Source organism: Kineococcus siccus (assembly GCF_009906795.1).
In the GTDB taxonomy this organism is placed as follows: domain Bacteria; phylum Actinomycetota; class Actinomycetes; order Actinomycetales; family Kineococcaceae; genus Kineococcus; species Kineococcus siccus.
The window spans coordinates 1-19,414 of sequence record NZ_JAAALN010000056.1 but is presented as its reverse complement, the minus strand read 5'-3'; the positions used below and the strand labels follow the sequence as shown (position 1 = coordinate 19,414).

Annotated in this window: 23 protein-coding genes; 11 read left to right on the top strand and 12 right to left on the bottom strand. The window is 73.4% G+C overall.

What is annotated here, in order from left to right; translation table 11 throughout:
• A partial coding sequence (locus tag GTR02_RS08715; RefSeq protein WP_205708886.1) for a glycosyltransferase family 2 protein occupies positions 1-913 on the top strand: 913 nt, incomplete at its 5' end.
• Positions 914-930: 17 nt separating this feature from the next.
• On the opposite strand, the gene GTR02_RS08710 is transcribed toward GTR02_RS08715, so the two are convergent.
• Positions 931-1,779 carry a phosphotransferase gene (locus GTR02_RS08710; RefSeq protein WP_205708885.1) on the bottom strand — a complete coding sequence of 283 codons (849 nt, stop codon included), beginning with the start codon at positions 1,777-1,779 and terminating at the stop codon, positions 931-933.
• Positions 1,780-2,002: 223 nt separating this feature from the next.
• On the opposite strand from GTR02_RS08710, the gene GTR02_RS08705 reads away from it, so the two are divergent.
• Positions 2,003-2,815, top strand: coding sequence for a methyltransferase domain-containing protein (locus GTR02_RS08705; RefSeq protein ID WP_166607094.1), 813 nt, complete (start codon positions 2,003-2,005; stop codon positions 2,813-2,815).
• A gap of 26 nt (positions 2,816-2,841) precedes the next feature.
• Here the strand turns inward: GTR02_RS08705 and GTR02_RS08700 are convergent, their stop codons facing one another.
• Positions 2,842-3,300, bottom strand: coding sequence for an SRPBCC family protein (locus GTR02_RS08700; RefSeq protein WP_166607093.1), 459 nt, complete (start codon positions 3,298-3,300; stop codon positions 2,842-2,844).
• Between the two features lie 118 nt (positions 3,301-3,418).
• Here GTR02_RS08700 and GTR02_RS08695 point away from each other — a divergent pair, with 118 nt between their 5' ends.
• Positions 3,419-4,252 carry an AAC(3) family N-acetyltransferase gene (locus tag GTR02_RS08695; RefSeq protein WP_205708884.1) on the top strand — a complete coding sequence of 278 codons (834 nt, stop codon included), beginning with the start codon at positions 3,419-3,421 and terminating at the stop codon, positions 4,250-4,252.
• A gap of 71 nt (positions 4,253-4,323) precedes the next feature.
• Here the strand turns inward: GTR02_RS08695 and GTR02_RS08690 are convergent, their stop codons facing one another.
• Together GTR02_RS08690 and GTR02_RS08685 are read right to left on the bottom strand one after the other, a co-directional pair.
• Positions 4,324-4,626, bottom strand: a complete 303-nt coding sequence (locus GTR02_RS08690) for a hypothetical protein (protein WP_166607091.1) — start codon at positions 4,624-4,626, stop codon at positions 4,324-4,326.
• Positions 4,627-4,720: 94 nt separating this feature from the next.
• The gene (locus GTR02_RS08685) at positions 4,721-5,182 is read right to left on the bottom strand and encodes a maleylpyruvate isomerase N-terminal domain-containing protein (RefSeq protein WP_166607090.1); all 462 of its coding nucleotides are present in this window, start codon (positions 5,180-5,182) and stop codon (positions 4,721-4,723) included.
• Positions 5,183-5,231: 49 nt separating this feature from the next.
• Between GTR02_RS08685 and GTR02_RS08680 the strand changes: the two genes are divergently transcribed.
• The 3 genes from GTR02_RS08680 (at position 5,232) to GTR02_RS08670 (ending at position 7,673) form a co-directional block, all read left to right on the top strand.
• On the top strand, positions 5,232-5,666 hold the full coding sequence (locus tag GTR02_RS08680) for a VOC family protein (protein ID WP_166607089.1): 435 nt from the start codon (positions 5,232-5,234) through the stop codon (positions 5,664-5,666).
• A 133-nt stretch (positions 5,667-5,799) separates the two neighbouring features.
• A complete protein-coding gene (locus GTR02_RS08675) occupies positions 5,800-6,744 on the top strand; it encodes a phosphotriesterase family protein (RefSeq protein WP_166607088.1) in 945 nt (314 codons plus the stop codon).
• Positions 6,745-6,794: 50 nt separating this feature from the next.
• Positions 6,795-7,673 carry an alpha/beta fold hydrolase gene (locus GTR02_RS08670; RefSeq protein ID WP_166607087.1) on the top strand — a complete coding sequence of 293 codons (879 nt, stop codon included), beginning with the start codon at positions 6,795-6,797 and terminating at the stop codon, positions 7,671-7,673.
• 68 nt (positions 7,674-7,741) lie between these two features.
• On the opposite strand, the gene GTR02_RS08665 is transcribed toward GTR02_RS08670, so the two are convergent.
• The 4 genes from GTR02_RS08665 to GTR02_RS08650 all read right to left on the bottom strand — a co-directional run bounded on the left by GTR02_RS08665 (position 7,742) and on the right by GTR02_RS08650 (position 10,743).
• Positions 7,742-8,680 (bottom strand): phosphotransferase, encoded by a 939-nt coding sequence (locus GTR02_RS08665; RefSeq protein WP_166607086.1) that lies wholly within the window; start codon positions 8,678-8,680, stop codon positions 7,742-7,744.
• Between the two features lie 138 nt (positions 8,681-8,818).
• Positions 8,819-9,187: a hypothetical protein gene (locus GTR02_RS08660; RefSeq protein WP_205708882.1), complete on the bottom strand. Its 369-nt coding sequence runs from the start codon at positions 9,185-9,187 to the stop codon at positions 8,819-8,821.
• Positions 9,188-9,796: 609 nt separating this feature from the next.
• Entirely contained in the window at positions 9,797-10,348 is a 552-nt protein-coding gene (locus tag GTR02_RS08655) for a CGNR zinc finger domain-containing protein (protein ID WP_338073686.1), read from the bottom strand.
• A gap of 254 nt (positions 10,349-10,602) precedes the next feature.
• Entirely contained in the window at positions 10,603-10,743 is a 141-nt protein-coding gene (locus tag GTR02_RS08650; RefSeq protein ID WP_166607084.1) for a hypothetical protein, read from the bottom strand.
• 117 nt (positions 10,744-10,860) lie between these two features.
• On the opposite strand from GTR02_RS08650, the gene GTR02_RS08645 reads away from it, so the two are divergent.
• Entirely contained in the window at positions 10,861-11,955 is a 1,095-nt protein-coding gene (locus tag GTR02_RS08645; RefSeq protein ID WP_166607083.1) for an alpha/beta fold hydrolase, read from the top strand.
• A 95-nt stretch (positions 11,956-12,050) separates the two neighbouring features.
• Here the strand turns inward: GTR02_RS08645 and GTR02_RS08640 are convergent, their stop codons facing one another.
• On the bottom strand, positions 12,051-12,548 hold the full coding sequence (locus GTR02_RS08640) for a hypothetical protein (RefSeq protein WP_205708881.1): 498 nt from the start codon (positions 12,546-12,548) through the stop codon (positions 12,051-12,053).
• Positions 12,549-12,671: 123 nt separating this feature from the next.
• Positions 12,672-13,067, bottom strand: a complete 396-nt coding sequence (locus GTR02_RS08635) for a hypothetical protein (protein ID WP_166607081.1) — start codon at positions 13,065-13,067, stop codon at positions 12,672-12,674.
• 325 nt (positions 13,068-13,392) lie between these two features.
• On the opposite strand from GTR02_RS08635, the gene GTR02_RS08630 reads away from it, so the two are divergent.
• Both GTR02_RS08630 and GTR02_RS08625 read left to right on the top strand, forming a co-directional pair.
• Positions 13,393-14,382, top strand: a complete 990-nt coding sequence (locus tag GTR02_RS08630) for a class I SAM-dependent methyltransferase (protein ID WP_338073685.1) — start codon at positions 13,393-13,395, stop codon at positions 14,380-14,382.
• 122 nt (positions 14,383-14,504) lie between these two features.
• Positions 14,505-15,359 carry an ATP-grasp domain-containing protein gene (locus GTR02_RS08625; protein ID WP_166607079.1) on the top strand — a complete coding sequence of 285 codons (855 nt, stop codon included), beginning with the start codon at positions 14,505-14,507 and terminating at the stop codon, positions 15,357-15,359.
• A 34-nt stretch (positions 15,360-15,393) separates the two neighbouring features.
• On the opposite strand, the gene GTR02_RS08620 is transcribed toward GTR02_RS08625, so the two are convergent.
• Entirely contained in the window at positions 15,394-16,380 is a 987-nt protein-coding gene (locus GTR02_RS08620) for an aldo/keto reductase (protein WP_166607078.1), read from the bottom strand.
• 473 nt (positions 16,381-16,853) lie between these two features.
• Between GTR02_RS08620 and GTR02_RS08615 the strand changes: the two genes are divergently transcribed.
• Positions 16,854-17,216, top strand: coding sequence for a hypothetical protein (locus GTR02_RS08615; protein ID WP_166607077.1), 363 nt, complete (start codon positions 16,854-16,856; stop codon positions 17,214-17,216).
• Here GTR02_RS08615 and GTR02_RS08610 read toward each other — a convergent pair.
• Complete coding sequence (locus tag GTR02_RS08610) at positions 17,196-18,068, bottom strand: hypothetical protein (RefSeq protein WP_166607076.1); 873 nt, start codon at positions 18,066-18,068, stop codon at positions 17,196-17,198. The two genes, GTR02_RS08615 and GTR02_RS08610, sit on opposite strands and share 21 nt — an antisense overlap.
• Before the next feature lie 68 nt (positions 18,069-18,136).
• On the opposite strand from GTR02_RS08610, the gene GTR02_RS08605 reads away from it, so the two are divergent.
• Positions 18,137-18,745, top strand: a complete 609-nt coding sequence (locus tag GTR02_RS08605; RefSeq protein WP_166607075.1) for a methyltransferase domain-containing protein — start codon at positions 18,137-18,139, stop codon at positions 18,743-18,745.
• The last annotated feature ends 669 nt before the right edge of the window (positions 18,746-19,414 follow it).

Genomic DNA, 19,414 nt, shown 5'->3' with positions numbered 1-19,414 from the left:
GCGTCCGGGGACCATGGACGGCGTGCCGAACCCCGCCGAACCGCTCGACGTGACCGTGGTCGTCGCCACGATGGACCGCCGGGAGTCCCTGCGCCGCACGCTGCGGCACCTGCTGGAACTCCCGGGTGCGCCCGCGGTGGTCCTCGTGGACAACGCCTCCCGCGACGGCAGCGCCGATGCGGCCGAGGAGGAGTTCGGGGGCAGCGGTCGTCTCGACGTGGTCCGCCTGCCGCACAACCGGGGTGCCCTGGCCCGCGACGAGGGCGTCCGCCGCGCCCGGACGTCGCTGGTGGCGTTCTCCGACGACGACTCCTGGTGGGCGCCGCAGGCCCTGCCGCGCGCCGCCGCCGCGTTCGAGGCGCACCCCCGGCTCGGCCTCGTCGCGGCCCGCGCGACGCTCGTGCCCAGCGGCGAGACGGACCGGGCGTCGGTGAAGATGGCGTCCGCGCCGCTCGGGCGGCGCGCGGACCTGCCGGGTCCGCCGGTGCTGGGCTTCGCGGCGTGCGCGAGCGTGGTCCGGCGATCGGCGTTCCTCGAGGTCGGCGGTTTCGACGAGCTCATCTTCTTCGGCGGGGAGGAGGAACTGCTGTCCCTCGACCTCGCCGCCGCGGGGTGGGACCAGTGCTACCTCGACGACGTCGAGGCGCTGCACGGCCCGGCGGGAGAGGTGACCCCGCCGCGGTGGGCGGTGCAGGAGCGCAACAGCGTCCTGGTGAGCTGGTTGCGGCGGCCGTTGCGGGTCGCGCTGCGGGACACCGCGTCCCTGCTCACCCGGGCCGTGCACGACGGTCACCTCGCCCACGAGGTGGTCGAGCTGGCCCGACGTCTCCCGGAAGTCCTGCGCCGGCGCCGGCCCGTCGCGCCCGAGCTCGAGGGTTCCTGGCGTCGCGCCCACCAGCCCTTGCGGGGCTGAGGGAGGCCGCCCCGCCGTCAGAGCGCCGCCCACCCGGCGGGGTCGTCCGGGCCGAGGACCGCGAGGAGCCCCTGCCACACCTGGAGCGCCTCGAGCCACCGCGCCTCGGCGGCGGCGAGCGGACGCACGGACTCGTAACCCGCTCGCAGCTCCGCCCGGACGGCCGGGGACGTCGGGCCCCACCCCGTGAACCGCGTCGCGAGGTACACCGAGGCGCGGGCCAGGTCCTCGACCGGGTGCGCGACGGCGACGTCGTCGACGTCGAGGACCCCGACGACCCGGGAATCCAGCGTGAGGACGTTGGCGGCCCGGAAGTCGCCGTGCACGAGCTGCGGGGTGGTCTGCAGCTCCGGGCACCGCGGCAGGAGTTCCGCGAGGCGCGCCGACGCCCCCGGGGCGAACCCCGGGTCGTCGGTGCGCAGCCACCCCTCGACCCGCTCGCGCAACCCGGTGGCGGGTCGCGTCCACGGCGGGTCGTGGCACGGGACGTCGCGCAGGGCGTCGTGGACCTGCGCCAGGCACGCTCCCGCGGACCGCACCGCCGCCGGGTCGGCGACGTCGAGCCACGTCCCCGCCAGCTCCGGCAGCACGGTCACGGACAGGGGTCCCGCCGGCCCCGGGAGCGTCACGCGGTCGCGGCCGGACACCGTCGGCACGGGCACCGCCACCGGCACTCCGTGCTCGGCCAGGGTGCGCAGCAACCCCGTCGAGGCCTCCAGCCGCGCGAACCGGTCCGGGGCGCGGGACCACTTCACCACCAGGTCACCGCGGTCGGTCCGCACCCACACGACGGCGTTCTGGTCGCTGATGACCGTGCGCGAGCAGTCCTCGACCTCGAGGTCCCACGCCGTCGCCAGCGCCTCCACGACCCACGCGGCGACTCCGGCGTGACCGGTAGAGGCCGAACCGGTCGCGCAGCGCGGCCGCCGGCTCCACGGACTCGCACAGCATGCTCAACCCCGGCGGCAACACCCGCGGACGGTACCCGGCGCCAGGTCACCCGGCGCGCGTCTGCACCCGGAGGACCGCTGCAGGGCGCCCGAGGAGCGGTCCTCGACGGGCCCGCCGCCACTGCGTAGCGTCGCCCGCGTGACGGCGGACGAGACCACAGCGGAGGTGTTCGGGCGCCGCGCTGCGGCGTGGGCCCGGTGGCAGGAGGAGCCGTGGGGCCGCCTGCGCTACGAGGTCGTCGCCCACACCCTCGGGCGCGTGCTGCCCCCCGGACCGGCGACGTCGCGGGTGATCGACGTGGGCGGGGGGGACGGTGCCGACAGCCTCCCTCTGGCCCGGTCCGGGCACGACGTCCTGGTGCTGGACCAGGACCCGGAACTGCTCCGCCGTGCCGAGGAGGCCTCGGCACCGGGCGTCCGCGGGCGGTTGCGCACCCTGTGCGCGGACATCGACGACCTCGGCGCCGTGCGCCTCGACGGCGAGCCGCTCGCCCGCAGCTTCGACGTGGTGATCTGCCACAACGTCGTGCACTACCGCGCCGACGTGCCGGGGACGGTCCGGCAGGTGGCCGAGCTGCTGCGCCCCGGGGGCGTCGTCTCGGTGATGGCTCCCACGCCCGCGATGGACGTGCTGTCGGCCGCCGTCCGCCGCACCGATCCCGAAGCGGCACTGGCCGTCCTCGACGCTCCGACCGTGCACGGGGTCACGTTCGACCACGCCATGCGGCGGGTGGAGGCCGCCACCGTCGAGGAGGCGCTGAAGGACGTCGGGTGCGACGTCGAGCACCGCTTCGGCGTCCGCTGTGTGATGGACCTCGTCGCGGACGACGACCTCAAGCGCGACCCGCAGTTCTACGCCCGTCTCCTCACGCTGGAACTCGCGCTGTGCGAACGGGAGCCGTTCTGGCGCACCGCCCGCTTCTGGCAGCTGACGGCGCGGCGACGTCGGTGAGGTGGACGGGTCGCGCCGAGTCGTCGTCAGCGCTGCTCGGCCAGGGCCGCGAGCCGGGACAGCGACGCCTCGAGCTGGGCCGCCGTCGTCGCCCGCGCCCGGGGGATGCGCTGCTCGTCGGTGAGGCGGGTCCAGTCGTAGGTGTGGGTGACACGCGTGCGGGACGCGTCGACGGTCTCGAGCAGCCAGGCCCACCGGTGCCCGGGCGGGGTCCGACCTGGTTCCGCGGGGATCCAGGCGATGCGCCGCCCCTCCTCGAACTCGACGACGTGGTTCTCCCGCACCCCGCCGCGGGTGAGGGTCGTGGTGAAGACCGCCCCGACGGCCCGGACGCGCTGCCCCTCGGCGGCGTCGGCCAGGTTGTCGTTGCCGTCCCACCGCGGTTGTCGTGCCGGGTCGGCGATGAGCTCGAAGACCACCTCGGCGGCGGCGCGCACCTCGCGGCTGGCGCTGACGATCCGCGAACCCTGTTCCTCGTCGGTCACGGACACCAACCAACCACCGCGGCACCGTGGCGACCAGAGCCCGGGGTGCTGCCGGCGCGGAGGGCGTGCTGAGGTTCGGGGTCAGCGCGGATCGACCGACAGGGCAGGGGTGAGCGCGGTGAGGAAGGCCGACGGGCGGGACGGGCACGCCGAGGACGACGCGCAGGCGAGGCCACCGGCGACCACGGAGTCGCTGGTGCGGGACCTCCGCGACCTCGGTGTCGAAGCAGGGGCCACGCTCATCGTGCACACCTCCCTCTCGGCGTTGGGGTGGGTCGTCGGCGGTGAGGAGACCGTCGTCGCCGCCCTGCGCGCCGCGGTGGGGCCCCGGGGAACCCTGGTGATGCCGGTCCAGTCCTGGCAGCTGTGCGATCCGGCCCTGCTGCGGCAGACCGACTCCCGGTGGTGGCCGCTCGTGCGTGAGCACCTGCCCTGCTACGACCCGGTCACCACCCCGAGCAAGAACATGGGCGTCGTCGCCGAGCACTTCCGCACCCTGCCCGGCACGGTGCGGAGCGCTCACCCGCACCGCTCCTTCGCCGCCGCCGGTCGCCTCGACGCGCGGGTGACCGCGCAGCACGACCTGTCCGAGCCGATGGGGGAAGGCTCCCCGCTGGCCGTGCTCTACGACGTGGGTGCCCAGGTCCTGCTGCTCGGGGTCAGCGCCGCCAGCTGCACCGCCCTGCACCTCGCCGAGCACCGCTGCGACTACCCGGGCAAGCGCCACGTCGAGAACGGCGCCCCGCTCCTCCTCGACGGGCAGCGCCGGTGGCGCGCCTGGCGAGAGCTCGAGGTCAGCGCCCACGACTTCGAGCGGGTCGTCGAGGACTTCGCGGGGGCGTCGGGTCTGCGTCGCAGCGCCCGGGTCGGCGCAGGGCTCGCGCACCTGTTGCCGGTGCGAGAACTGGTCGACTACGCCGCCACGTGGTTCCCGTTGCACCGCAGCGTGTGAGGCCCTGACCGCGGACGCGACCGCACACGTGGACGGCAACCGCGCGGGCGGTTCGTCGCCGCCGCTGCCGTTCACGGTGCACGCAGTTCCAGGTCGTCGTCCTCGATCACGATCACCCGGTCGGGGCACACGGGGCCGGTGACCGTGACGACCTTGCCGGAGGGGAACGTCACGACGACGTCCTCGTCCGTGCACCCGGAGTCGAGGATCTGCACCCCGCCCCCGGCCTGGACGGAGAACGAACCCTCCTCCCAGACGACGCTGACGTCGTCGGGCCCGTCGTTGCGCAGGGTCAGGTCACCGTCCTCGCCGCACCCGGCCATGGCGAACGCCACGGCCGCCGTCACGAGGATCGTGAGCCGTCTCCACTCCACGAGAGCACTCTGCCGCTCGGCCGGTCCCGGCCGGCGGTCCCGGCGGCACCTGCACGAGATGGTCACCCCCGCTCCAGACGCCCCGTCCCGCTGGTCACACGGACGGGTACCACGCGGCGAGTCGGTCGACGATGCGACGGGCGCCGTCGGGGGAGAGCCGCAGGCGCCAGGAGCGTCCCTCGGTGGCGTGGTGGTCGACGACGGCGGGTTCGTGGGGCCAGGCGACCGTGGTGGCGCAGAGGGTGAACTGGCAGTCGTCGAAGCCGTCGAGGGCGACCTCCTCCGGCAGCGGCTGCGGGGCGCCCGCGGTGAGCTGGGCGTCGTGGGTGAACACGGCGATCTCGCACACCTGCCGCCGCGCCCAGGCTCCCGCGGTCTGTGGCGACGGCGAGTCGTCCCACCACGTCCAGCAGGCGCGGTCCGGGCCGGCTCCGCGCAGCACGCTCAGCAGGTGCTCGACGGACTCGTCCCACCACGCCAGCAGGGCCGCCCGCTCCCGAGGCGCACCCGTGCCGTCGTCCCAGGCCGATCTGTCGGGGGGCGCGTCCGCAACCACGAGCCCGGAACGGTCCGCCCAGGGCGGTCGCCAGTCCTAGGCTGGGTCGATGACGGACGTGAAGCAGGTGCAGGTGACGTTCGACTGCGCTGATCCCCGCACGGTCGCCGAGTTCTGGAAGGCCGCGCTCGGCTACGTCGACCCTCCCGTCCCGCCGGGGTACGACTCGTGGGAGGCCCTCGACGCCGCCCTCCCCGTGGAGAGGCGGGGCGCGTCCTGGGCGTGCCAGGACCCGGACGGAGCCGGCCCGCGCCTGTTCTTCCAGCGAGTTGCCGAGGGCAAGGTGGTCAAGAACAGGTTGCACCTCGACGTGCGGGTCGCCGTGGGGTTGACGGGAGACGAGCGCGTCGCCGCCCTCGAGGCGGAGGCGGTTCGACTGGTGGCGGTCGGCGCCCAGCGCCTGCACCTGCTGCCCGCCGACGAGGAGCACGAGGCGTGCCTCGTCATGCAGGACGTCGAGGGCAACGAGTTCTGCCTGGACTGAGCCGGCTCGTCCCGCGTCGCCGGCTCGTGTCGTTCGACGCCCGGCCGTGCGTCCCCGCCGACCGCGACGCCGCGAGCGGACTCCTAGGATGTCGAGCCCTGACCACGGTCCACCACCGCACCCGGGAGACGACGTGCCGGAGCCCCTCGACACCGCCGCGCGGGAACGACACCTGCACACGACCCTCGGCCCCCTCGCCGCCCGGGACGTGGGTCTCGTGCTGCCGCACGAGCACCTGCTCGTCGACTTCCGCCCCGCCGACACCCCCGGCTTCGCCCAGGCCGACCCGGCGGAGTTCGCGTCGGTCGTGGAACCGCTGCTGGCCGGGGCGGCCGCTGCCGGGGTCACCGCGCTCGTCGAGTGCACACCTCCCGGCCTCGGTCGGCGCGTGGACCTCATCCGCGAGGTGAGCCGACGCACGGGCGTGCCCGTGGTGGTCGCGACCGGGGTCTACCGGGAACCGTGGGTGCCGCAGTGGGTGTACGGCGCGAACGACGAGGAGCTCGAGGCGTGGTTGCACCGTGAACTGACCGAGGGGGTCGAGGACTCCGGCGTCCTCGCCGGGTTCATCAAGATCTCGGCGGCCGAGGACGGCATCCGGCCGGTCGAGGAGCGGGTCGTGCGGGCCGCCGCCCGGGCCGCGGCGCGCACCGGGGCCCTCGTCGGCTCCCACACCACGGACGGCGAGGTCGTGCTGGGGCAGATCGACCTGGCCGTGGCGGAGGGGCTGGCGCCGGACCGGTTCCTGTCGATCCACACGCAGACCATCACCGATCCCGCTGTGCGGCAGGCGATCGTGGACCGCGGCGCGTGGATCGAGTTCGATGACATCGGGCAGGGCGACGATGCGCAGACGCTCGGGATGGTGCTCGACAGCCTGGAAGCGGGACAGGCCGGCCAGGTCCTGCTGTCCCACGACGCGGGGTGGTTCGACCCGGCCCTGCCGGGCGGCGGAACCCCCCGGCCGTTCACGGACCTGACCGGCTCGTTCCTGCCGGCGCTGCGGGCGGCGGGTGTCGGCGCGGACGTCGTCGACGACCTCTGCGTCCGGAACCCGTTCCGCGCCTTCGCACGGTAGCCACCGCCACGCGTGTTGACGGGACGGGTCTCGACGGCGAGCGTGCCCCCATGACCACGGACCTCGTCGAGCACGTGCGGCTCAGCGACGGCGCGGTGTTGTGGACGGCGTCGAGGCCGCGACCGGGGGCGCCGGCGGTGGTGCTGCTGCACGGTGGGCCGGGGATGTGGGACTACCTGGCTCCGGTGGCGGACCTCCTCGGCGAGGTCGGCACCTACCGCTACGACCAGCGAGGGTGCGGGCGGTCCTCCGCCGTCCGCGAGTACCGGCTGGCGCAGTACGTGTCCGACCTCGACGAGCTGCGTCGGCACCACGGACAGGAGCGGTGGACGGTGTTCGGGCACTCCTCCGGGGCGGGTCTCGCACTGGCCTACGCCGCCGCCCACCCCGATCGTGTGGAGTCGCTGATCTACTGCGCCGGGGTGGGTCTGGACTGGCCGGCGCAGCGCGCGGAGTTCCGTACCCGTTCCCGGTCCCGACTGAGCGCCGAGCAGGCGGCTCACCTCGACGAGCTCGAGGCGATGGGTGCTCCGGCGCGGACGCGGGAGCAGGAGGTGCACTGGCGTGCCCTCACCTGGCTGCCCGACGCCGCTCCCGGGGAGGCGGCTGAGCGGTGGGCGTACGAGGCGGCGAGCACGCGGCTGCCCCTGACCACGGCGTGCAACCGGGCCCTGTGGCCGCAGCTGTCGGCACGGGGGCTGGACGTGGAGCTGGCCGAGGCCGGTTCGATCGGAGCTCCGGTGCTCGTGCTCCACGGGAGTACCGACCCGCGCCCGGTGGAGGCGGTCGAGGCCTTGGTCGAGGCGCTGCCCGACGGGCGGCTGGTGGTGGTCGACGGTGCCGGGCACCAGCCCTGGCGGGAGCGGCCTTCGGCGTTCGCCGCCGCGATGACGGAGTTCCTGGCCGGCCGGGGCGCGCGTCGTCCCTGACCCGGTGAGGCCCGGGCCGAACCTCAGGTCCGGCTTCCACCACCGCGGCGCGGCCCGCTCGATGACCGTCAGCGGAGGGCGATCAGCTCGTCGAGGAGGCGGTGCCCTCGGTCGACCACCGCGGCGACGGCGTCGTGACGCTGGACGCGGATGGGCCACTCGAGCTCCAGGAGGACCCGGCTGGCGGTGATCACAGCCGCGTCCTCCCACCCGACGACGTCGAGGATCCTCGTCCAGACCTGCCGTCGGGCACCGTCCAGCGGATCGTGGAACGCGTGCCACAGCAGCGTCGCGAGGTCGATGGCGCGGGTGCCGCTCCCTGCGTTCCCGATGTCCACGACGGCCACCACCGCATCGCCGCGGACCAGGACGTTGCTCGGGTTGAGGTCGGCGTGGACCACGTCCGGTGCCCCCGTCGGCGCCGGGACGCCCGCGCAGACGAGCCGCAGGCGCACCACCAGGGCGGACACCGCGGGGGAGTACCCCCCGAGCCTGGCCACGGACGCGCGCAGGTGCGCCTGCTCCGGCGTCTCGTCGGGGTCGACACCGGCGAGGAGGGTTCCTCCACCGGTCGCGAGCCGCCAGGCGTAGGACCAGTGGTCGTACGGTTCGGAGGCGAGGCCGGCCTGGAGCTCGACGACCGCCAGCAGCTGCTCGACGAGGGCCGGGGTGAACTCCTCGGCCGGAGCGGCGTCCACGACGTCGACGAGGCTCCAGACGTGGGTGGCGGTGGCCCCCACCGCGAGCCAGGCGGGGGTGGGGTAGCCGTACGCACGCACGTGCTCGACGACTCTGCGGGCGCGCAGGGTGCCCGCCAGGTCGTGCGGGTCCGCCGTCGGCACCGCCTTCAGCACGGCGTCGGCGCGGCCGGCGAGCTGGACGCGCACGGCACCCGCGTTGACGCCGCCGCTCAGGCGGCCGAGCACGGTGACCTCGCTCCCGACCACGCCGGCCACGTCGTCCAGGAGTTCGTCCGGGAACTCGACGGATCGGGCGACCTGGTCCACGACGTTCTCCCGGTCCGACGGTCAGCGCCCGCGAACTGCCGACGCTCCCGTCAGTCTGACGCCAGACGGGTGGTGGCGTGCACCCGTGTCGGGAGGCGGATGGGCAGCCCGCCACGAGGTCGTACGTCCCGCGGAACCTCAGCTGTAGAGGTCGACGCTCCTGCCGGCCGCCACGAGGGACGCCAGCGCGGCCGTCTCGCCGGCTGAGGTCTCCGGCGGTGCCGCGCGCCGCTCGTCCGCCTCCCGGCGTCGCTGCCGGGCCCTCTCCTCCTCCTGCGCCAGGGCGGCCGCCGCCGCAGCCACGGCGGCGGCCGCGGTCTGGACGGCGATCTCGTCGCGCTCGATCGTGTCCTCGTCGGCACCGGTGGCCAGGTGGTTGTTCAGCGTCTTCTGCGCGGCGTCGAGGGCCTTGACGGCCTCGCGGTAGGCGCGCTCAGCGGCCGAGCCGGTGGCCCTGCCGTCGGACGACCCGAGTGAGCCCAACCTGCTGCTGCTCACTCCGCTCACGGCGGTCGCCTCCTCCGGCTCGTCCCCCCAGACCTCGGCACCCGTCGGGTCAGGCTTGAGCCGTGAGGTCGCCGCACGGCCGGTTCCGTGAGTCGCCCGTGCGTCCGAGGACAGAGACGTGCTGGACGTGGGATGCCTCGGTGCGAGCCGGCCGCCGACACCTACGAGGAGGATGACGGCAGGGACGAGACGTCGCTGCCGTCTGTCGACGTGGCCCGAGCCGATCACGGCCCCCGTGGCGCAACGCGATCGCGGCTCCGGACGGAGTCCTCCAGACCACGCCGTCGTTCTCGGCGAAGCACACGGTGAGGGCGAAGGGGCTGTGCCCGCCCCGGTAGGTGGGGGTGGTGAGCGTGGCGTCGTCGAAGGTCCAGACCCGGGAGAGTCCGACGTCCAGAGCCACCAGCCCGGCCATGGTGGCGTTCGCGTCCTCGGCGACGATGCACACTTCGACCACCTCTCCGAGGAAGGTGCTGCTCAGGCGGTCGCGCTCAGCACGGCCGGCATCGGTTCGACGGTGGAGTGCTCACGAGGGATGGTCGGTGCGGGATCGGGACACGGCCTCTGCCGTTCTGTCGCGTGGTACCTGCGACGTCTCGTGGACCCTGGTCAGCTCGTCGCCCGTCGGCGGTAAGCGCGGGTCTTGTGCCGGTTGCCGCAGATGTCCATGGAGCACCAGCGGCCACCGCCGCTGCGTGAGGTGTCGTGGAAGGCCCAGCGGCAGTCGACCGAGGCGCACAGCTTCAGGCGGTGCCAGCGGCCCGCGGCGACGTTGGTCGCCACCGCCTCGACGATGACGTCCAGCCCCGGCACCCCGCTGGCTGCGGTGATCCGCAGTCGGGAGGAGGAGTCCGGGACGAGGTGGAGGGGAAAGCCGGCCAACAGCTGTCGAGCAGAGTCGTCGACCTCGTCGCCGGAGGCCGCTGCGGTGAGGGTCGCGCGCAGGGAGGTGCGCAGCGTCCGCGCAGCCTGCAGGTCGGCGGAGTGCAGTGCGGCGCCGCTGTCGCCGAGGTCGCGGGCCTCCATCCACGCCGCGAACGCGTCGATGGAGGTCAGCCCGTCGGTGGCGACGTGGTTCTCCCCGTACCGGGTGAAGGTCCGCTCGTCGAGGGTGTTGAGGAACTCCGCCACCAGGTCCAGATCCCTTGCCGCCACCGTCACGACACCAGCTTACAGCGAGACAGGTGTTGACGATTCGCGACACCCGCTCTACGTTTCACTGGTGTCCACCGACGTGCAGACCAAGACTCCGGACGGACCCCTCCCGCTGGGGGTGCCCGACATCGACCGGACACCGCCCGAGCACCGCGACGGCCTGTCGGACGAGGAACGTGACTTCCTCGACGCCACAGCCGACTGTCGCGGGCGGAGGGTGCCTGCGCGCACCAGCAGAGCACCCGTCCACGCTCCCTGGCTCAGGGACTGAGCAACCCCACGTCGCGACTGTCGGCCTGGCTGCTGGAGGAGCACCGCGCCTGGAGCGACTGCGACAGCGACGTCTCCTCCCGGTCCAGCGACGACCACCTGCTCAGCCAGGCCTCGCTGTGCTGGTTCACCGGCACCTCCACCTCGTTCCGCCCGTGTGACCAGCGCGGCCACGTCGCCGCCCACGAGGAGACTGAGCTCCTGGCCGCCGACCTCACCACCTCCTTCCACGACGCGGTGGGTACCCGGTGAGGCGACACGACCTCATCCGCACCGACCAGGCTGTCCTCGACGACCTGCGGGAACGGCTCCGCACGTACCGCAGCGTCCCGGCGATCCAGCTCGAGAAGCCCTCCGGAGTTCCCTCGGCCCTGCTCGCGGCGGTGGTGGAGCACTGGCGCGACGGCTTCGACTGGCGAGTGCAGGAGGAGCGGATCGCCTCCTACCCGTGGTGGGAGACCGAGCTCACCGCCGTCCCCCTTCGGGCTGTGGTCTGCCCGGCGAGCCCCACGGCACCGGTCGTGCTCCTGCTGCACGGCTGGCCCGACTCGGTTCTGCGGTTCGAGCGCCTCTTCCCCTTGCTCCCTGACATCACCCTGGTGGCCCCGGCGCTCCCGGGTTTCCCGTTCGCAGCCCCGGTGGGCCAGGGCGGTCTGTCCGCTGCGGCGATGGCGGACGCTGTCGCCGACGCCATGGAGGAGTCGGGGTTCTCCCGCTACGTCGTCTCCGCCGGCGACGTCGGTTGCGACGTGGCCGAGGCCCTGGCCGCTCACCACCCCGGTGCGGTGTCCGCCTTGCACCTCACCGACGTCTCGCAGTACCACTTCCTCCATGACCCGCCGGGCGACCTGGACGCGGCGGAGCAGGAGTACGCGGCCCGGGGCGCCCGGTGGCAGGCGGCCGAAGGCGGGTACATGCATGAGCAGTCGACGCGACCAGGGACACTCGCCGTGGGCCTGGGCGACTCACCCGCGGGCCTCGCCGCCTGGATCGTGGAGAAGATGCTCCGCTGGAGCGACGGCGACGGCTCGCTGACCGATGTCTTCACCCTCGATGAGGTGCTGACCTGGGTGAGCGCGTACTGGGTGACGGCCAGCATCGGTACCTCCTTCGCCCCCTATGCCGCCGGAGGGGGCAGGGACTGGGCTCGGGTGGAGGTGCCCACCGTCGTCACCATGTTCGCCAAGGACCTGGTGAACGCACCACGGCAGTTCGCCGACCGGTTCTTCGACGTGGTCACGTGGCGCGAGTTCGAGCACGGCGGCCACTTCGCAGCCTGGGAACGTCCGGTGGACTACGCCTGGGGTGTGCGGGCCGCGGTCGACGCACGACGGAGGGAGTGACCGGCCGACCATCCGTCGGACGGCGGGGTGGTGGTCGAGGACGCAGCGTCGATCGTCGGTCCGGTGTTCAGGCGACCAGGTTCAGCGCGGTCGGCTCAGCGGTCCTCGCCGGTGGGCAACTCGAGGACGAGGAGGTGCTCGACGTGCGGCAGGCCAGCCTGCGGCCAGGAGGTTCTCACGCGGACGCGGCCGTCGGCAGGCAGCTCGCCGATCCAGTAGCTGGCTTCCAGGTCGACGTGGACGTCGCCGCTGACGGGGTCGTCGTGGGTGCTCACCGAGCAGCTCTTGAAGGGTACCCGGTCGGCGAGGTCGTTGAGCTGCACGTGCAGCACCGGCTCCGAGCCGTAGTCGGCCTTGGCGCCGGCCGGGTCCAGCGGCTCGCGCGGCTTGTCGACCATCTGCCGCTTGGCGGCCTCGGCCTGCACGCCGTCGGCGCTCAGGTGCAGGTGCAGCATCACCCCGACGGGGTGGGCGTGGGCCTGGACGTGGGACAGCGCGACGCGGATGCCTGGTGCCTGGCTCAGCAGCAGCGGCCCGTGGACGGCCACGCCGACGTCGTTGGGAACAATCGTGGGCACCCAGCGTCGTGGCACGTCCCCAAGCTTCCTGCTTCGCGGCACCTTCCGGCAACGCCCTCACGACGCCGTGGGCGCGCGTTCCCGGCGCCCGCGCGTCTCGGGCGGCCGGGGTCACGGCAGCGCGTCGTCCGCTCCGCGTCACGTCCACGAGATCGCAGACGGGTCCGGCAGGCGCCGCGCCGGCACCCGCACAGTGACGAGGAAGTGCTCGCGCGGTGAGCTCACCACCTCCCCGGTCCACGGGTCCTCGAGGTGGCCGTCGTCGCCGCCGAACCCGCGGAGCGCCCTCCCACCGGGCACGCGGAGGATGGGCCGGGTACTTCCGTCGGCCAGGACGACCTCCAGGTCGACCACCCGGCCGTGGATCCGCTCGACGCGTCGACCGATTTCCATCTCGTGGTGGGTCTCGATCAAGCGCGGCTGCGTACCGGGCACGGCGATGAGCAGGCACGTGACGTCGACCACCTGGTCGCGCTCGATGGCGTCCCCGCAGCACTCGTGCTCCCAGTCACCGAACTCGACGACGACGTCCACGGCACGAACCTACGAGGTCATCGGCCGTCGAGAGCTGGGAGCATGAGGCTCTCCGACGCCCGCGCACGACCCAGCCCGCCAGGGAGCGGAGTCCCATCACCGAGACGACGACCGGCAGCAGCAACCGCCAGCGGGAGGAGTCCCGATCGTCGACGGGGACCCACTGCGCGACAGCGAGCAGGCTCCACAGGACGCCCAGGACGAGGGGGTGCCTGCGTGTCCTCGTGAAGGGGATTGTCTGATGAACGCGAGTACGCCAGTGCTCACGCTGCCGCACCTGCACGTCGGGGAGGCGTCACGTCGACGTGGAGCGGAGGGCGGGAGCGTGGGGCTGATCAGTGTCGTCGGGCCGGGGCTGGTGGTCCTGGGCGTCGTGGCCTTGCCGGTGCTGGCTGCCGTCCGCCGGCGCTCGTGGAGCCGATGGGCCGCGGCGTTCTACGTGCTCAGCCTGGCGCTGCTGTTCGTGTGGACCGCCAAGAGCATCGTCATCGCGGACAGCAGCTTCGACGACCCACCGGCTTGGCCTGCCCTGCCGTGGCTGCTCGCCGCGGTCCTGGCTGCGGCGATCGCCGTCGCCACCTTGCCGAGGCGACGAGAGCGCGGACGGTCGTCGAGGCCGGCCGAGTCACCGTGCGTCCTGTTCTCACCGGCCACTCGTCATGCCTGTCGCGACGACGCTGCCGGTGGTCAAGTCCTCGACGTCGGGTGCGGCACCGGCACCTTCGCGCTGCTGCTGTCTCGGCGCGGGTGCGACGTCATCGCGGTGGACCCGGCGGCGGCCTCCGTGGAGGTGGCGCAGGGGAAGCCGGGCGCGCAGCACGTCCGGTGGCAGGTCGGGGACGCGACGTCGGTGCAGGTGGACGACCGGGACCTCGTGACCATGACGGCCAACACCGCTCAGTTGATCGTCGAGCCTGAGGCGTGGGCGTCGACGCTGGAGGCGTGCCGTGCCGCCCTCGTCCCGGGTGGGCACCTGGTGTTCGAGACCCGCCGGCGATCCGCTCGGGCGTGGGAGGGGTGGACGGCGCAGCAGACCCGACGCACCACTCACGTCGACGGCGTCGGGGCGGTGCACAGCCACGTGGAGACGGTGGCCGTCGAGGACGCGTTGGTGACCTTCCGCTGGCGCTACGTCCTGCCCGACGCCCGGGGAGGGTCGGAGACGCTGACGTCCACCTCCACCCTGCGGTTCCGGGAGGAGGCGGAGCTGGAAGACGACCTGCGACGAGCGGGGCTCGACGTGCTCGACGTCCGCGAAGCTCCAGACCGCCCCGGGCAGGAACTCGTCGTCCTCGCCCGCAACCGTCGGACCTGACGGCACGGGGACCGCGCCTCCGACCAAGCCCCCGCGGTGCGCGCGGGCATCCGGCAGCCGCCCGTCGCGTCGGCAGGCTGAGGGGTGGACGACCGACGCGGTCGTCCGCCAGCGTGACCCGGGTGTCCCGTGCCCTGTGCGTCATCGCCCGAGCGGCCACCGTCGCCCTGCGCCTGGCGCCGGGACGCGGAGATCGTCGGCTGTTCCTGTCGTACGCCGTCGAGGTTCCCGTCGCTGCGGAGTTCGACCGTCTGACCTTCTGGATGGCTGACGCCTACGCCGCCCGGCTGCAGCTGGCCGGCCTCGCCCCGGCTCTGGCCGCGCCCAGCGGGGACTGGCTCAGCAGCGTCGACCCGCACCTGCTGGGGCGGGAGGTGGTCTCCACGACCCTCGACCAGGTGCCGCCGGGACGGATGTTCCTCAAGCCGGCGCTGCTGAAGCTGGTGCGGGCACCGGCGGGAGTCTGGGACGTGGACGAGTTTCGCCGGGCCGCGCTGGCCGACGGGGCCGACCCGAGGCTAGACGTGCAGTACTGCCGCCGACTCGTCGACCTCGACCACGAGCACCGCTTCGTCGTCTGCGGAGGACAGGTGCTCACGGGCAGCCCCTACCGGGTGGCGTGGCGGGCGTGGAGCCCGTCGCTGCGCTCGGACCGGTCGCCGGAGGCGGCGACCTTCGTCGGTCAGGCCGTCCGCGCGCTGGGTGACGACTGCCCGCCGGTGTGCGCGCTGGACGTGGCGTGGGACCGCGGAGCGCGACGGTGGCTCGTCGTGGAGGCCAACCCGTTGTGGGCCTCCGGCCCCTACAGCTGCGACGCAACGGCTTTCGTCGACGCCGTCGACCACGCGAACACCGCGGGACTGGGCCGCTGGGCGTGGCGGGCGGAGGAGACCCAGCTCGCGCGGGCCCGCGCCGTGGAGCCGGTGCTGGCGGTGGGGGAGGACCGCGCGACCGGGTACGTCGAGTTCGCCGACTGATCGGGCCGTCCTGGCCGGCCGGACGACGGCGCGGTCAGAGCCCGGTCATCCGCTGCATCGCCTCGCCGTACCGGGCCCCGGCGACGCCCAGGCGATCCGCGGCGTCGCCGAGTCGGGTGAGGTCCTCGCCGGTCAGCTGCAGCGTCGTCGCGCCGAGGTTCTCCTCCAGCCGGCTCAACCGCCTGGTTCCGGGGATGGGGACCAGGGTGGGGCGCTGAGCCAGCAGCCAGGCCAGCGCCACCTGTGCCGGGGTGGCGCCGCGGGTGGTGGCGACCTCGGTGACCAGGTCCACCAGCGCTCGGTTGGCGGCGCGGTTCTCCTCGCTGAAGCGGGGGATGGTGGTGCGGATGTCCCCGGCGCTGAACGCGGTGCCGGTGTCGACGGTGCCGGTGAGGAACCCCTTGCCCAGCGGGCTGAACGGCACCAGGGCGATGCCCAGTTCGTCCAGGGTCGGCAGGACCTCGTCCTCGATCTCGCGCGTCCACAGCGAGTACTCGGACTGCAGGGCGGTGACCGGGTGCACGGCGTGGGCGCGACGGATCGTGCCCGCGCCGGCCTCGGAGAGGCCGAAGTGAGCGACCTTGCCGTCCGCGACGAGCTCGGCGACGGCGCCGGCGACGTCCTCGATCGGCACGTCGGGGTCGACGCGGTGCTGGTACAAGAGGTCGATGCGCTCGGTCCGCAGCCGGGCCAGGGAGGCGTCCGCGACGCGGCGGATCTGCTCCGGGCGGCTGTCGGTGCCCACCGGCGTCCCGTTCCGGATATCCCAGCCGAACTTCGTGGCGATCACGACCTGCTCGCGCAGCGGGGCGAGGGCCTCGCCGACGAGTTCCTCGTTGACGTACGGGCCGTAGACCTCGGCGGTGTCGAAGAACGTCACGCCGCGTTCGACGGCACCGCGCAGGACGGCGACCATCTCGTCGCGGTCGCCGGGGTTGGGGCCGTAGCTCTGGCTCATGCCCATGCAGCCCAGGCCGAGGGCTGAGACGCGCAGGCCCTGACCGAGTGTGCGGGTGTCCATGGCGTTCTCCTCGTGTCGCCCTGCCGCCCAGCCCGGCGGCGGGACGTGCGGTCGACGCTAGAGGGTGCCCGGCGGCGCTGGGAGTGCCTGCCGGTACACCCCTGGACCCGCGTTCACCACAGGTCGCACAGGACCGGGAGCCGTTCGAGCGACGGCCCGACACGTCGCGCCCACGAGCCGCAGCTCGTTGCGCGTCAGGACGTCAGCTGTCACGGGCGGTCGGCGGTAGCACCCGTCGTACGGGGGTGCGGAGGTGAACCCGTCGAGGGCGAGGAACCTCCCGTCGCGTGACCAGGCCAGTGCTCGGCGCTGAGTCGCCGCCGGGGTGGCGGGTGTTCGCGTGCGGCCGTCGACCTCGTGCCGTCGACCTCGTGCCGTCGATGTCCCGTCGCCTGCGTGGACCGTGGCGGGTGGACAGCACCGGTCAGCGCGTCGGAGCGCTCCGACGGCGTGCCGCCGGGCATCCTCGGAGGGTGCCGATGCGTGACGTCGTCTTCCACCAGGTGGCCGAGTGGGACAGGGAGGACATCGGTCCCCGCTGCGTCTGGGTCTGGATCGCCTTCGACGACCGGCTGGTGGCCACCGGTGAGCACGAGGGGCCTGACGACCACGCGGGGGTGTGGTCCGCCTCTGCCTTCCTGGACACCTGGGCCGGGCGCCTCGACGATCCGGCCGCCCGGTGGCTCACGCCGCACGTCCACGGCATGGCCCGGGGCGAGGACGTACGTGAGGCGGTGCTCGCCGGGTACGTCGAACGGCACGGGCACCCGCCCACGACCACCGTGTGGAACCTCCCCGCCAGGCGCTCGGTCCCGTCAGAGGCCGAGGGGGCGTGAGCGCTCAGCCGCGTCACGCAAGACCGCGGCGTCGACCTCGACGGCCGTCTCCTCGATGCCACGATCCGGCCAGGAGCACACCAGGCGCAGCGGCCCGGGCGGTGGCAGCGGCCAGAGCCAGATGTCCCGGGTCCACGCATCCATCGAGTTGCTCGGACGGGTGAGGGAGTCCATGACCGGGTGGTCCACCAGCCAGTCGGCAGGAGAGACGCCGTCGGGCACCCCCGCAGCCCAGGGGGACTCGTCCATGGAGGTGACCTTCTGCCCGTCGGAGAACTGCACTCCCCAGCGCAGGCCGCCGGCAGGGAGGAGGAGGTCGAGGCTGCCGCGGCCGTGGTGCAGGTTCAGCCGCTCGATCAGGTCCCGTCCCGCGCGGCGGTGGGTCTCACGGAAGCGCACCACCAGCCGGAGCTCGACGCCCTGGGGGTACGCGCGGGCGCCCTCGACGAGGACCACGGTGTCCGGTGAGCGACCCAGCTCGATGCTCAGGTCCGCGACACCGGGGATGAGGTCGGGCGGTGGCGCGGCCCAGACGGGTGTGGCGAACGGCGCGTCGCCGGGGTCGTCGGCCGTCACCGCGTCGCTGGGAGTGGGGAAGAACGACTCCTGGCTGCTCATGTCGACCCCTTCGTCAGTGAGTGTGTGCCGATCGCCGACGGTAGCCGTCATCAGCGCTGAGATCGCCCTCTCGTGGAGAAGATCGGGAAGTCGTCCTGCGGCGGGGGAGTGCCTCCTCCCGCCCGCTGTCGTCTCGACGACGGCCGTCAGCGCCGACCAGGCATCCCTTGCGCGCGGGAGATCGGTGGACGCGTCGCTGCCGTCGGCCGCGCGCGCCCGTTCCCAGGCCGGCACGGGAGCCTCGAGTCCGGCCGTGGTGGTGGCCGGCCGCGTCGGCCTGCGTCAGGACCTACGGTTCAGCGGTGGACCTCCAGCCGGTGCGTGACGCGTACTCGACCCTGTCGAAGCAGTACATCGGGCTGTCGGACGGCGGCTGGCCGGAGCACGAGGACGACACCGACCTCGTGCGGCGACACCTGACCGGAGTCGCCGGACCGGTGCTCGACCTCGGCTGCGGCCCAGGTCACTGGACCGCCTACCTGCACTCCTCGGGCACCGAGGTGACCGGCGTCGACATGGTCCCCGAGTTCATCGAGCACGCTCGCACGAAGCATCCCGGCCCGGAGTTCCAGCTCGGCTCCATGACCGAGGTCGACGTTCCCGAGCACTCCGTGGCCGGCATCCTCTCCTGGTACTCGACCATCCACCTGCCGGCGCCGGAGCTCGGCACGGTGCTGGCCGGTTTCCACCGACTCCTGCACCCCACCGGCGTGCTCGTCATCGGCTTCTTCGACAGCGACGACCACGTCGCCACCTTCGACCACCGGGTCGTGACCGCCTACCGCTGGCCCGCCGACACCTTCGCCGAACACCTGAGGCGGGCGGGCTTCACCGAGGTGGAGCGACTGCGCCGCCAGCACCCGCAACGTTCAGACCGGAGGTACGCCGCCATCGCCGCACGAGCGTCCTGAGGGTTCCGCGCCGGGCGCGCAGCTGGCGACAGGCTGATGTCCTCACGAGGACGACGCGGGTGAGACGACCAGGGCCCGAGCAGTCCCAGCGGGTCCCTGCCGGTCAGAGACCACCGGGCCCCCGAGATTGCAACGAGTGGCAGTCAGGCAGCAACGTGGCACCCATGACCGCGCCCGCACGGCAACATGACCGTGACGCTCGTCTCCACGTGCTGGGGAGTCAGGTGGTGCCCGACCGGGCCAGCAACATGTGATGGAGCCCGCGCTGACCCCCGCGCTCCGGCTGGAGGCGTGCAGGGTTCTGGTGGTGGCGGGCGTGAGTTCGACCGCGGGCAGGAGTGTCTCCACCTTCAGATCGTGCGACACGCGGGGCTCGGCGCGAAGCCGGAAGCCGGAAAGCCGCGCCCGGACGGCGGGCGGAGCGCACACATCGCGCGGTCAGCGGGATGACCGTGCGTTCGGCCCGTCCCGCGACCAGCGCTTCCAGGGGGTCGAGGTGTCGGCGTCACGCGGGTGGGTGCGGACGGTGATCGCCTGGATGTCAGGCTGAGGCTTGTCGATCCACGGTGCTGGAAGGGGTGCGAGCGTGCCGGTAGGAGCTGTCGTCTCGGCCGCGTGGGGCTTGGTGGTGCTCGCGGGGCTGCTGCTGGTTATGGCCCGGGCCGTCCA

What these genes read in the sequence shown, in the direction of transcription:
- GTR02_RS08680 (WP_166607089.1), top strand. Translation starts at nt 5,232, where the DNA reads ATGACGGACGTGAAGCAGGTGCAGGTGACGTTCGACTGCGCTGATCCC.
- GTR02_RS08670 (WP_166607087.1), top strand. Translation starts at nt 6,795, where the DNA reads ATGACCACGGACCTCGTCGAGCACGTGCGGCTCAGCGACGGCGCGGTG.
- GTR02_RS08620 (WP_166607078.1), bottom strand. Translation starts at nt 16,380, where the DNA reads ATGGACACCCGCACACTCGGTCAGGGCCTGCGCGTCTCAGCCCTCGGC.